Source organism: Jatrophihabitans sp., from assembly GCF_036388195.1.
In the GTDB taxonomy this organism is placed as follows: Bacteria; Actinomycetota; Actinomycetes; order Mycobacteriales; family Jatrophihabitantaceae; genus Jatrophihabitans_A.
Genome location: NZ_DASVSG010000012.1, coordinates 1 through 11,946, shown reverse-complemented (window position 1 = coordinate 11,946; position 11,946 = coordinate 1). Strand labels below are relative to the sequence as shown.

Below are 11,946 nucleotides of genomic sequence, written 5' to 3'. Positions count from 1 at the left end.
GAAGAGGGCCTGCGGATCAAGGAGGCCCACGGCGGCGAGGTCACCATCCTCACCATGGGTCCCGAGCGGGCCACCGAGTCGCTGCGCAAGGCGCTGTCGATGGGCGCGGACAAGGGCGTGCACGTGGTCGACCCGGCGCTGCACGGCTCATGCGTCATCACCACGGCCAAGGTGCTGGCCAAGGCGCTGGGAACCCTGGAGTACGACCTGGTGATCGGCGGGTTCGAGGCCACCGACTCGCGATTGTCGGTGCTGCCGGCGCTGGTCGCCGAAGCCACCGGGCTGCCGCAGCTGTCCGGCGCCCGCAAGGTCACCGTGGCCGGCTCCACCGTCACCGTGGAGCGGGTCACCGAGGCCGGCTATGACGTGGTGCAGGCCGCCACCCCGGCCGTGCTCAGCGTGGTCGAGAAGATCAACGACCCGCGGTACCCGTCCTTCAAGGGCATCATGGCCGCCAAGTCCAAGCCGGTCACCACCCTCACCCTCGCCGAGCTCGGGCTGGCCGAGAACGAGGTCGGCCTGGCCGCCGCGACCACCATGGTGGACTCCTTCGAGCTTGCCCCGCCGCGCGCCGCGGGCGTCGTCGTCAAGGACGACGGCAACGGCGGCGCCGCGATCGCGGAGTACCTGGCCAGCAAGAAGCTCATCTGAGCCGGCGACCAGACCACCGACGAGACTGACCGAACGAGACGGTAAAGGGACCACACCATGGCTGAAGTGCTCGTACTGATCGATTCGGCGGACGGCAGGCTGAAGAAGTCCGCGCTCGAACTGCTCACCGCCGCCCGCACCCTCGGTGAGCCGGCCGCCGTCGTGATCGGCGCGGCCGGAACCGCCGCGGCGCTGCGCGACCAGCTCGCCGAATACGGCGCGGCCAAGGTCTACGCCGCCGAGAGCGACGAGGTCGCCGACTACCTGGTGGCGCCCAAGGCCGAGATCCTGGCCACCGTCGCCAAGCAGGCCTCGCCGGCCGCGATCCTGGTGGCCTCCACCCCGGAGAACAAGGAGATCGCGGCCCGGGCCGCCTTCAAGCTCGACTCCGGGTTCATCGCCGACGCCGTCGAGGTGAACCCCGACGGCTCGGCCAAGCAGTCCATCTTCGGCGGCGCGGTCACGGTCAGCTCGCGGGTGACCACCGGCATCCCGGTGATCAGCCTGCGGGCGAACTCGGTGGCGCCCCAGGCCGCCCCGGCCGCCGCCGAGCAGGTCAGCGTCGAGGTCGCCCTGTCCGAGGGCGCGAAGGCTGCCAAGATCGTGGACCGGGTCGCCGAGGCCAAGGGCTCCCGGCCGTCGCTGCAGGACGCCTCGGTGATCGTCTCCGGCGGCCGCGGCGTCGGCTCGGCCGACAACTTCTCCGTGGTGGAGAACGTCGCCGACTCCCTCGGCGCAGCGGTAGGCGCCTCCCGGGCGGCCACCGACGCCGGGTGGGTGCCGCATCAGATGCAGGTCGGCCAGACCGGTGTCACGGTGTCGCCGCAGCTCTACGTGGCGCTCGGGATCTCCGGGGCGATCCAGCACCGGGCCGGCATGCAGACGTCGAAGACCATCGTCGCGGTCAACAAGGATCCCGAGGCCCCGATCTTCGAACTGGCCGACTTCGGCGTGGTGGGTGACCTGTTCGCGGTGGCGCCGCAACTGGCTGAGGAAGTGAGCAAGCGCAAGGGATAACGCCACTACACTGGTCCCAGTGACGGTGGGTGCTGAGTTCGGCGATCAAGCAGGTGCGAGCACCCCTCCGGACGGAAACGTCGAGACGATCTTCGCGCCGCGGTACCGGATCACCACGCTCGGCATCCTGATCCTGATGACGATCATCGCCTTCGAGGCGCTGGCCGTCGCGACCGCGCTGCCCACCGCCGCCCGCAGCCTGCACGGCCTGGCGTCCTACGGCTGGGCCTTCACCGGCTTCCTGGTGACCAGTGTGGTCGGCATGGTGGTGTCCGGGATGTACTCCGACATCCACGGCGCGCGCCGGCCGCTGCTGGCCGGGTTGGCGCTGTTCATCGCCGGCCTGCTGCTCGGCACCGTCGCCGGGACGATGTGGGAGCTGGTGGCCGCCCGGTTCGTCCAGGGCATGGCCGTGGGCCTGTTGATCACCGCCATGTACGTGGTGATGGGGGAGGTCTACGCCGATCAGGTGCGGCCCCGGATCTTCGCCGCCCTGGCCGGCGCCTGGATCATCCCCGGGCTGGTCGGCCCGGTGCTGGCGGGCTGGATCACCGAGTACCTGTCCTGGCGCTGGGTGTTCGGTGGGCTGGCCCCCTTCGTGGCGCTCGGCGGGGTGCTGATCCTGCCATCGCTGCGCCAGCTGCGCAGCACCACCGGCGCCGGCCGGATGGACCGGCGGCGGATCGGCTACGCCCTGCTGACCGCCGTCGGCGTGGCCGGGGTGGCCAACCTGGGCGAGAACCTGAACCTGCTGGGCGTCGCCGGCGCGGTCGCGGGGGCGATCGCGATGGTCGCCGGGCTGCGCCGGCTGCTGCCCGCCGGAACTCCGCGGTTCGCCCCGGGGGTGCCGGCCGCGATCGCCTTCCGCGGGGTGCTGGCCGGGATGTTCGTCGGCATGGAGGTGATCGTTCCGCTGACCCTGACGGTGCAGCTGCGCTACTCGCCCACCTGGGCCGGCATGCCGCTGATGCTGTCGGCGCTCAGCTGGGCGAGCGCGTCGGCGATCCAGGGCCGGCTCAGGCAGCCGAACCGGGCGGCGCTGGTCAGGCTCGGACTGGTGCTGATGGCGATCGGCGGGGTGGGCATGGCGCTGGTGGCGCTGCGGGTGGTGCCGGGCGCGGTGGCCTTCGCGGTCTGGCCGTTCGCCGGCTTCGGAGCGGGCTTCGCGATCACCAGCGCGAGCGTGGTGATGCTGGAGTGCACCACCGATGCCCGCCGGGGCTCGGACTCGGCGGCCCTGCAGCTGGCCGACTCGTCGGTCTCGGCCATCTCGGCGGCCTTCGCCGGGGCCTTCATCGCCCTGGCGGTGCACGGGCGCATCGGATACGGCGCCGGCTTCGCGGTGGTGTACCTGAGCATGGCCGGGCTGGGAGTGCTAGCGGTCAGCCGGGCGTCCCGGTTGCCGTCCGCGGCCCGGGGGCAAGCGGGCGGACGGCAGGGCGGGGACCGGCTGGCGGGCGAGTGCGGCCCGACGGCCGGTGGCGGCGGCCAGCCGATCACCGCATCGGTGGATCGTGGCCGTCGCGGCTCAGTAAGCTCGTAGCCGATGCCCTATCTCGATCATGCCGCGACCACGCCGATGCTCGCGGAGGTGATCGACGCGGTCGCCGCGTCGATGCGCGCCTCCAGCACCGGCGCCGTCGGCAACCCGTCCTCGGTGCACACCTCCGGCAGGCAGGCCCGCCGGATCATCGAGGAGTCCCGGGAACGGCTGGCTGCCGCCCTGGGCGCCCGTCCCTCGGAGGTGATCTTCACCAGCGGCGGCACCGAGGCGGACAACCTGGCGGTCAAGGGCATCTACCTGGCCCGCCGGGCCGCGGATCCGGCTCGCCGCAAGCTGCTGGTGAGCGCAGTCGAGCACCACGCCGTGCTCGATTCGGCGGACTGGCTGGTCACCCACGAGAACGCCGAGCTGGTGCTGCTGCCGGTCGACCCCGACGGTGTGGTGCAGCCGGAGACGCTGGCCGCGGCGATCGCCGAGGACCCGGCCGCGGTGGCGCTGGTCAGCGTCATGTGGGCCAACAACGAGGTCGGCAGCATCCAGCCGATCCACGAGCTGGCCGAGATCGCGCACGGCTACGGGATCGCCTTCCACACCGACGCGGTGCAGGCCGTCGGCACCCTGGGGGTGTCCTTCGCCGACTCCGGCGTCGATGCCATGACGGTCACCGCCCACAAGATCGGCGGGCCGTACGGGGCCGGCGCGCTGCTGCTGGGCCGCGGCGTGGACTGCGTGCCGGTGCTGCACGGCGGCGGCCAGGAGCGCGACGTCCGGTCCGGAACCCTGGACACCCCCGGCGCGGTCGGGTTCTCCCTCGCTGCCGAGCTGGCGGTGAGCAGGCGCGACGAGCTGGCCGCCCGGCTGGCCGGGCTGCGCGACCAGCTGATCGCAGGCGTGCGGGAGATCGTCCCGGATGTGGTGCTGAACGGCCATCCGGTGCACCGGCTGCCCGGCAACGCCCACCTGTCCTTTCCCGGCTGTGAGGGCGATTCGCTGCTGATGCTGCTCGACGCCCGGGGCATCGAGTGCTCGACCGGCTCGGCGTGCTCGGCCGGCGTCGCGCAGCCCTCGCACGTCCTGCTGGCGATGGGCGCCGACCCGCGACGGGCCCGCGGCGCGCTGCGGCTGTCGTTGGGGCACACCTCCACCGAGCAGGACGTCCGCACCCTGATCGAGGCGATCGGGCCGGTGGTCGAGCGCGCTCGCCGGGCTGGCGCCGCCGCCAACCTCGTGACCACGGCAGGACGCGGCGTATGAAGGTGCTGGCAGCGATGAGCGGCGGCGTCGACTCGGCGGTGGCCGCGGCCCGCGCGGTGGCCGCCGGCTGGGACGTGACCGGCGTGCACCTGGCGCTGTCCCGCCAGCCCGCCACGCTGCGCACCGGGTCGCGCGGCTGCTGCTCGCTGGAGGATTCCCACGACGCCCGGCGCACCGCCGACATCCTCGGGATCCCGTTCTACGTCTGGGACTTCGCCGAGCGGTTCCAGTCCGACGTGATCGACAACTTCGTCTCCGAGTACGAGGCCGGCCGCACGCCCAACCCGTGCCTGCGGTGCAACGAGCAGATCAAGTTCTCGGCGCTGCTGGACCGGGCGCTGGCGCTCGGGTTCGACGCGGTGGCCACCGGCCACCATGCCCGGCTGACCGACGGCCGGCTGTACCGGTCGGTGGACGCGGCCAAGGACCAGTCCTACGTGCTCGCGGTGCTGACCCCGGAGCAGCTGGCGCACGCGGTCTTCCCGCTCGGGGACTCGACCAAGGACCAGGTCCGCGCCGAGGCCGCGGAGCTGGGGCTGGCGGTGGCCAGCAAGCCCGACTCGCACGACATCTGCTTCATCGCCGACGGCGACACCCAGGGCTTCCTGGCCCGCCGGCTGGGGGAGCGCCCGGGACGCATCGTCGACACCGACGGCGCCGTGCTGGGCGAGCATGCCGGCACCCATCACTTCACCGTCGGCCAGCGCAAGGGGCTGAACCTGACCACCCCCAGCGCGACCGGCCAACCGCGATACGTGCTGTCGCTGCAGCCGAAGTCCAACACCGTCGTGGTGGGCAGCGCGGCGGACCTGGAGGTGTCCGAGGTCCGCTGCGACCGGCCGGTCTGGATCGCCGACCCGCCCGTGGCGCCCTTCGACTGCCAGGTCCAGCTGCGCGCGCACGGCATGGTGTCGGACGCGCGCGTGCATCCCTCTGGCGGCGACCTGCGGGCCGAGCTGCGGCAGTCCCAGCGCGGGGTCGCCGCCGGCCAGGCGCTGGTGATGTACGACGGCGACCGGGTGCTCGGCTCGGCCACCATCGTCAGCGCCGGCCAGCCGGCTCGGCCTGCCGTCAGCACCGGATGACCTCCCCCTGGCCGGCCGGCGCCGCGACCGGGATCGGCTCGCTGCCCGGTGCCGATCCGGACGAGGCCGTCCGGCTGGTGCTCGGTGAGGTGCCGGACCTGCCCTACCTTCCGGAGCTACCGGGGCGCGGCTTCGGCGCGGACGTGATCGCCCGCACCGGCGCGCTGCTGGTCGACTATCCGTTGGAGTGGCAGCCGCACGGCTGGACGGTGACCAGCCACTCCGGACGCGATCAGGCCCGGGCCCGGGATCACCTGAACCGCGACCTGGACGCGATCACCGAGCAGGCGCAGGGCGCGCCGCTGCTGAAGGTGTCGGTCTGCGGCCCGATGACGCTCGGCGCGGCGCTGGAGCTGCCCAACCTGCACAAGGTGCTCACCGACCTGGGCGCGTTCCGCGACCTGACCGAGTCGCTGGCCGAGGGCGCCCGGGTGCTGCTGGCGGAGCTGGGCTCCCGGCTGGCCGGCACGTCCTTCGTGCTGCAGGTGGACGAGCCGGGCCTGCCCCCGGTCCTCGCCGGCCAGGTGCCGACGCCGTCGGGGTACGGGACGGTCCGGTCGCTGCCCCGGTCGGTGGCGGAGCCGGCGCTGACCCGGGTGCTGGAGGTGGCGCCGCCCGGCCATCGGGTGGTGCACTGCTGCGCCGATCAGGTGCCGTACGACCTGATCCTCGGGGGCGGCGCGTCGGCGGTGTCGGTCGATGCGAGCCTGATCGCCGATGCGCACCTGGACTCGATCGGCGAGCTCGTCGAGGCGGGCGTCTCGCTGTGGCTGGGGGTCTTTCCCGGCGTCGACGCCGACATCTCCGCGGTCCAGGCCCGGGATCGGATCTCCCGGCTGTGGGCCAAGCTGGGGTTCGATCAGAGCCTGCTCGCCGGCGCCGTGGTCCCGACGCCGTCCTGTGGCCTGGCGGGGGCGTCGCCGCCCTATGCGCGGCGGGTGATGGCCGCGCTGACCGAGGTGGGCAGGTCGCTGCGCGACGGCCTGGACTGAGCCCTCGGATCGCTTCGGGGGGTTCAGCGCTCCTGGCCGGCTCCGGCCGGTCAGCCCAGCGAGCCGGTGACCTCGCCCTCGGCCGATACCCGCACCGACAGCGGCCGGCCGGCGAACCGCAACCCGGTCACCGCGAGCCCACCGGCGTCCGGAGCCAGGCGCAGCGGCCGGAACCCCAGCGAGCCGGCCGCCGCATCCGGGCGCGGGCCGAGCAACGCCGTGACGATCGCCATCGCCGACGCCGCCGACCAGGCCTGCGGCCGGCAGGACGCCGGGTAGGGGATCGGTCGCCGGCCGGGTTCGGCGCGGTGGCCGCCGTGCAGCTCGGGCATCCGGTAGCCGAACGCCGGAGCGGCGGCCAGCAGCCCTTCGATGAGGCCCGCGGCCGCGGCGTCCGCGCCGGGAACGCCGTCAGCCGCCGCGGCCGCCAGGCCGGTGATCGCGATGGCGGTGTCGTGCGTCCACACCGAGCCGTTGTGGTAGCTCAGCGGGTTGAACCCGGCGGACGAGCTGGCCAGCGTCCGCAGCCCGAAGCCCGAGGACAGCTCGGGCGAGCCGAGCCGGCCGGCGACCAGGGCGGACTCCGGCGCGGTCAGCAGCCCGGTGCCCAGCAGGTGCCCCAGGTTGGAGGCCACCGAATCCACCGGCTCGCCCGAGCCGTCCAGCGCCAGCGCCGGGTAGCCACCGTGCTCGTCGGTCAGCCAGAACCGCTGCCGGAAGCGCTCGGCGAGCTCAGCAGCCCAGCTCCGCCAGCGCTGCCCACCGGGACGGCCGAAGGCATCGAGCAGCGCGGCCCCGGCCATCGCCGCTGCGTAGCCGTAGGCCTGCACCTCGCTCAGCGCGACCGGCGGTTCGGCCAGCCGGCCGTCCCGGAACTGGATGGAGTCGGCCGAGTCCTTCCAGCCCTGGTTGCTCAGGCCGTGCCCGGAGCGGTCGGCATAGCTGAGAAAGCCGTTGTCGTCGATGCCGTAGTCCGCCATCCAGGCCAGCGCCCGCTCCAGGTTCGGCAGCAGCTGCTCGACCTCCTGCTCGGCCAGCCCCCACCGCCAGCTGTCGTGCAGCAGCAGGATCCACAGCGGGGTGGCATCGACCGTGCCGTAGTAGGTGGCCGGCAGCCGCATCCGCTGGCCCGGCTGGCGGCCCCCGGCGTGCTCGATTTCGCCAGCCCGGATCTCGTGCAGGATCTTGCCCGGCTCCTCGGCCGAGTCCGGATCGACCCGGTTGCCCTGGCGGCGGGCCAGGGTGCGCAGCGTGCCTGCGGCCAGCTCGGTGCCCAGCGGCAGCAGCATCCGGGCCGAGATCAGGCAGTCCCGGCCGAACAGCGTCAGGTACCACGGCGCCCCGGCGCCGAGGAAGTGGTCCTCCGGAGCCTGCGGGTCGGCCAGCTCCAATGCCGCCAGATCGGCCAGGGACTGCGCGAGCAGGGCGCTCAGCCGCGGGTCGCCGAACTGGATCGTCGGCGCCGCCAGCCGGGACTCCCCGGCCGGCGCGCTTACCACCGGCAGCCCCGGGTCGGTCACGGTGTAGCTGAGCTCGATCAGCCTGGTGTCGCCGCGGCCGAGCTCGACGTCCCAGCTGAGGCGGGCGGGGTCGGCGGCGATCTCGGTGGGCGGCGGCGCCGCGGCCGCGCTGACCCGGACTCCGGCCGGCCCCGTCCAGCTGAGGCCGTCCGGCCGGCTGGCAGCGGCGAGCGCGGCGCCGGCGATGCCTGCCTTCACCGCGGCCATGCCGGCCAGGTCGCAGGCCAGTTCCAGGCTGAGCCGCGCGGTCACCGGCTGCCGGGCTGCCGAGGTGATGCTCACCGACTCGGTGGCCGCGGACCCCGACACGGCCAGGCGGCGCTCGATCCACACGGTGGGGTCCGCCCCGGGGTCACCGAGACCTCGGACGATCGACACGCTGCGCAGGGCGCTGGAACCGGCCAGCTCGCCCGAGATCGGCGCCAGCTCCGCCCCCGCGACGGTGAGCACCGACCGGGACAGGATGCGCCGGTCGGCCAGGTAGATGCCCTGCACCCCGCTGCCGCGCAGCTGGCCGTCCGGGTCCGCCAGCGCCAGCGCTGGGGCCCGCACGCAGGCGAGCAGCTCGTGCAGATACGGCTGCTGGCCCGCGGTGTCCGTCGTCGGGCCCTGGCCTGGTGTGCTGGTCATCGGCCCGCGCTCCCTCGTCCCGCTCCGCGTGATCTGCTGGCCTGCCAGCGTGCCAGCTGGCCACGAAACTGTCGGTGCCGGGCGGTAGCTTGAACGCGTGACGACAGCCGATGACAGCCCCCCGGACAGCGCCGAGCTCATCGCGGCGCGGCAGCGCCATGCCGAGCTTTCCGAGCAGCTGGCCGACGCCGCCTATCGGTACTACATCGCCAACGCGCCGACCCTCTCCGATGCCGACTACGACACCCGGATGCGCGAGCTGCAAGCGATCGAGGACCAGTTCCCCGAACTGCGCACCCCGGACTCGCCGACCCAGCGGGTGGCGGGCGACTACTCCTCCCAGTTCGCCGCGGTGGAGCACCTGGAGCGCATGCTCTCCCTGGACAACGCCTTCACCCCCGACGAGCTGGCCGCCTGGCTGGTGCGGGTGGAGCGCGAGATCACCGCGCCGAGCTTCCTGTGCGAGCTGAAGGTCGACGGCCTGGCGATCAACCTGGTCTACGAGCGCGGCCGGCTGGTGCGCGGAGCGACCCGGGGCGACGGCAGGACGGGTGAGGACGTGACCGGCAACGTCCGGACGATCGCGGCCATCCCGGACCGGCTGGCCGGCTCCGACGTCCCCGACGTCATCGAGGTGCGCGGCGAGGTGTACTTCCCGCTGACCGAGTTCGCGAGCCTCAACGCCCGGCTGGTGGCCGAGGGCAAGGCGCCCTACGCCAACCCGCGCAACACCGCATCGGGGTCGCTGCGCCAGAAGGACCCGCGGATCACCGCCAGCCGCAAGCTGGAGATGGTGGTGCACGGGGTGGGCCACGTCGAGGGCGGCCCCAAGGTCGAGGCCCAGTCCCAGTGGTATGACTACCTGCGCCAGTGGGGCCTGCCCACCTCGGCCCGGGCCAAGGTGGTCTCCTCGATGGCCGAGGTGTCGGAGTACATCGACTACTACGGCCAGCACCGCCACGACGTCGAGCACGAGATCGACGGCGTGGTGGTCAAGGTGGACTCGCTGTCGATGCAGCGCCAGCTGGGCTCGACCAGCCGGGCGCCCCGGTGGGCGATCGCCTTCAAGTACCCGCCCGAAGAGGTCAACACCAAGCTGCTCGACATCCAGGTCAACGTCGGGCGCACCGGCCGGGTGACCCCGTTCGGGGTGATGGAGCCGGTGACCGTGGCGGGCTCCGTCGTGGAGATGGCCACCCTGCACAACGCCAGCGAGGTCGCCCGCAAGGGCGTGCTCATCGGCGACACGGTGGTGCTGCGCAAGGCCGGCGACGTGATCCCGGAGATCCTCGGCCCCGTGGTGGCGCTGCGGGACGGGTCCGAGCGGGCCTTCGTGATGCCGACCCACTGCCCCGCATGCGGCACCGAGCTGCGGCCGCAGAAGGAGGGCGATGCCGACATCCGGTGCCCGAACCACCGGTCCTGCCCGGCCCAGCTGCGTGAGCGGTTGTTCCACGTCGCCGGCCGGGGCGCCTTCGACATCGAGGTGCTCGGCTACGAGGCGGCGGCAGCCCTGCTCAAGGCCGGCCTGGTCACCGATGAGGGTGACCTGTTCTCGCTGACGGCCGACGACCTGGCGCGCGCGGACTTCTTCCGCCGTAAGGACGGCGAGCTGGCCGCCAATGCCCGCAAGCTGCTGGACAACCTCGAGGCGGCCAGGACCCGCCCGCTGTGGCGGGTGCTGGTCGCGCTGTCCATCCGGCACGTCGGGCCGACCGCGGCGCAGGTGCTGGCCCGGGAGTTCGGCTCCATCCAGGCCATCGCGGACGCCACTCCCGAGCAGCTCGCCGCCGCCGATGGCGTCGGGATGACCATCGCCGAGTCGATCCGCGAGTGGTTCGCCGTCGACTGGCACCAGGAGATCGTCAAGAAATGGGGCGCGGCCGGGGTCCAGCTGGAAGAGGAGCGGGTGATCGACACCAGCCCCAAGCCGCTGGCCGGCCTGGCCGTGGTGGTCACCGGGTCGTTGGAGAACTACAGCCGGGACGAGGCCGCTGCCGCGATCACCAGCCGCGGCGGCAAGGCGGCCGGCGGGGTGTCGAAGAAGACCGCCTTCGTGGTCGTGGGCGACACCCCCGGCAGCAAGTACGCCAAGGCCGTCGAGCTCAAGGTCCCGATCCTGGACGAGGACGGCTTCACGGTGCTGCTGGAACAGGGGCCCGAGGCCGCCACCGCGGTCGCCCGGATCGGGGACGAGTAGCTCCGGCTCAGGACGGGTCGGGGTAGAGCACGGTCGCCGCGATCGACGCCAGGTGCGACATCCGGATGATCTCGCTGGCCAGCCAGCGCAACGCCGGGCGGCCCACCAGGATCGCCCTGCGGCCCAGCGGGACCACCGCAAGCTCGGTTCCCAGGTTGGCCCACGCCGGGGGCGCCCAGCGCTCTTCGGCGTCCAAGGCCCGCGAGGGGGTGGGCGGCCACCAGGGCGTGGCCAGCCGATCGATCTCGGGCCCGGCGGAGCTGCGCGCGATCACCCTGGAGAGGCCGCTCTCGTCCGGCGCCTGCAGCACCAGCGCCCAGCCTGAGCGGAACAGCCGGCAGACGCCGTCGGCCAGCACGCCGGGCGCGTCGTCGGTGCTGATCGCGAGCTTCTCCAGCAGCTCCAGCTCCCGGAACGGGTCGATCACCCCTGCGTACGGCCTGATCGACTCGACGCGGACGCCGGGCACGCTGGCGGCGGCGGTCACCAGGGAGTCGGCCAGCTTGCCCGGGGGCAGCTCGACCACCAGATCATCGGTGGCCTGGCCGCCCGAGCGCTCGACGATGTCGACGCTGAGGATGTCCCCGCCGGCATGGCCGAGCGCGGACGCGACCGCGCCGAGCGCGCCTGGGCGGTCGGGCAGGACGACGCGGATCAGGAAGGACACCCGCATAGTGTGCCGTGCGGCGGTATCCCCGGTGTTACGCGCGCCGAGCGAGCATCGCAGGCGCGCAGCGCCGAGGAGCGGAGCGAGGTTGCGATGAGCGCGTGCGCGAAGAGCCGATGGGCCAGTGCGAGCATCGCAGGCGCGCAGCGCCGAGGAGCGCAGCGAGGGCATGTCCGCCCCTCCGCGACGCCCGCCCTAGACTCTGCAGTCGTGCCTGACGATCGATCGACCCTGACCCGCGACGAAGTCGCGCACCTGGCCCGGCTGGCCCGGCTGGCGGTGACCGAGGACGAACTGGACCTGTTCGCCGGCCAACTCGACGTCATACTCGGCGCGGTGGCCCGGATCGGCGATGTCGCCGCCGCTGACATCCAGCCGACCTCGCACGCGGTGCCGTTGCAGAACGTGCTGCGCCAGGATGCCGTG

The 11,946-nt window shown here is 73.2% G+C and carries 10 protein-coding genes; 8 read left to right on the top strand and 2 right to left on the bottom strand.

Going from position 1 to position 11,946, the window contains the following annotated elements; translation table 11 throughout:
* From VF612_RS01035 to VF612_RS01010, 6 genes are all read left to right on the top strand, one after another.
* On the top strand, positions 1–651 hold a 651-nt coding region (locus VF612_RS01035), incomplete at its 5' end, for an electron transfer flavoprotein subunit beta/FixA family protein (RefSeq protein ID WP_408657990.1).
* 57 nt (positions 652–708) lie between these two features.
* Positions 709–1,668, top strand: a complete 960-nt coding sequence (locus VF612_RS01030) for an electron transfer flavoprotein subunit alpha/FixB family protein (protein WP_408657989.1) — start codon at positions 709–711, stop codon at positions 1,666–1,668.
* A 19-nt stretch (positions 1,669–1,687) separates the two neighbouring features.
* Positions 1,688–3,211: an MFS transporter gene (locus tag VF612_RS01025; RefSeq protein ID WP_408657988.1), complete on the top strand. Its 1,524-nt coding sequence runs from the start codon at positions 1,688–1,690 to the stop codon at positions 3,209–3,211.
* A 3-nt stretch (positions 3,212–3,214) separates the two neighbouring features.
* The gene (locus VF612_RS01020; protein ID WP_408657987.1) at positions 3,215–4,426 is read left to right on the top strand and encodes a cysteine desulfurase family protein; all 1,212 of its coding nucleotides are present in this window, start codon (positions 3,215–3,217) and stop codon (positions 4,424–4,426) included.
* Positions 4,423–5,511, top strand: coding sequence for a tRNA 2-thiouridine(34) synthase MnmA (gene mnmA, locus VF612_RS01015; protein WP_408657986.1), 1,089 nt, complete (start codon positions 4,423–4,425; stop codon positions 5,509–5,511). Before VF612_RS01020 ends, mnmA begins: the two co-directional genes overlap by 4 nt.
* Positions 5,508–6,503 (top strand): methionine synthase, encoded by a 996-nt coding sequence (locus tag VF612_RS01010; RefSeq protein WP_408657985.1) that lies wholly within the window; start codon positions 5,508–5,510, stop codon positions 6,501–6,503. The genes mnmA and VF612_RS01010 overlap by 4 nt, the downstream gene beginning before the upstream one ends.
* Positions 6,504–6,553: 50 nt before the next feature.
* Here VF612_RS01010 and VF612_RS01005 read toward each other — a convergent pair whose 3' ends face one another.
* The gene (locus VF612_RS01005) at positions 6,554–8,653 is read right to left on the bottom strand and encodes a glycogen debranching N-terminal domain-containing protein (protein WP_408657984.1); all 2,100 of its coding nucleotides are present in this window, start codon (positions 8,651–8,653) and stop codon (positions 6,554–6,556) included.
* A 97-nt stretch (positions 8,654–8,750) separates the two neighbouring features.
* On the opposite strand from VF612_RS01005, the gene ligA reads away from it, so the two are divergent.
* Positions 8,751–10,853, top strand: coding sequence for an NAD-dependent DNA ligase LigA (ligA, locus tag VF612_RS01000; RefSeq protein ID WP_408657983.1), 2,103 nt, complete (start codon positions 8,751–8,753; stop codon positions 10,851–10,853).
* A gap of 7 nt (positions 10,854–10,860) precedes the next feature.
* On the opposite strand, the gene VF612_RS00995 is transcribed toward ligA, so the two are convergent.
* Positions 10,861–11,520: an ACT domain-containing protein gene (locus VF612_RS00995; protein WP_408657982.1), complete on the bottom strand. Its 660-nt coding sequence runs from the start codon at positions 11,518–11,520 to the stop codon at positions 10,861–10,863.
* Positions 11,521–11,730: 210 nt separating this feature from the next.
* On the opposite strand from VF612_RS00995, the gene gatC reads away from it, so the two are divergent.
* A partial coding sequence (gatC, locus tag VF612_RS00990; protein ID WP_408657981.1) for an Asp-tRNA(Asn)/Glu-tRNA(Gln) amidotransferase subunit GatC occupies positions 11,731–11,946 on the top strand: 216 nt, incomplete at its 3' end.

Excerpts from the sequence above, each read along its gene's own strand:
- VF612_RS01010 (WP_408657985.1), top strand. The coding sequence starts at position 5,508 with ATGACCTCCCCCTGGCCGGCCGGCGCCGCGACCGGGATCGGCTCGCTG.
- VF612_RS01020 (WP_408657987.1), top strand. The coding sequence starts at position 3,215 with ATGCCCTATCTCGATCATGCCGCGACCACGCCGATGCTCGCGGAGGTG.
- VF612_RS01030 (WP_408657989.1), top strand. The coding sequence starts at position 709 with ATGGCTGAAGTGCTCGTACTGATCGATTCGGCGGACGGCAGGCTGAAG.
- mnmA (WP_408657986.1), top strand. The coding sequence starts at position 4,423 with ATGAAGGTGCTGGCAGCGATGAGCGGCGGCGTCGACTCGGCGGTGGCC.
- VF612_RS01005 (WP_408657984.1), bottom strand. The coding sequence starts at position 8,653 with ATGACCAGCACACCAGGCCAGGGCCCGACGACGGACACCGCGGGCCAG.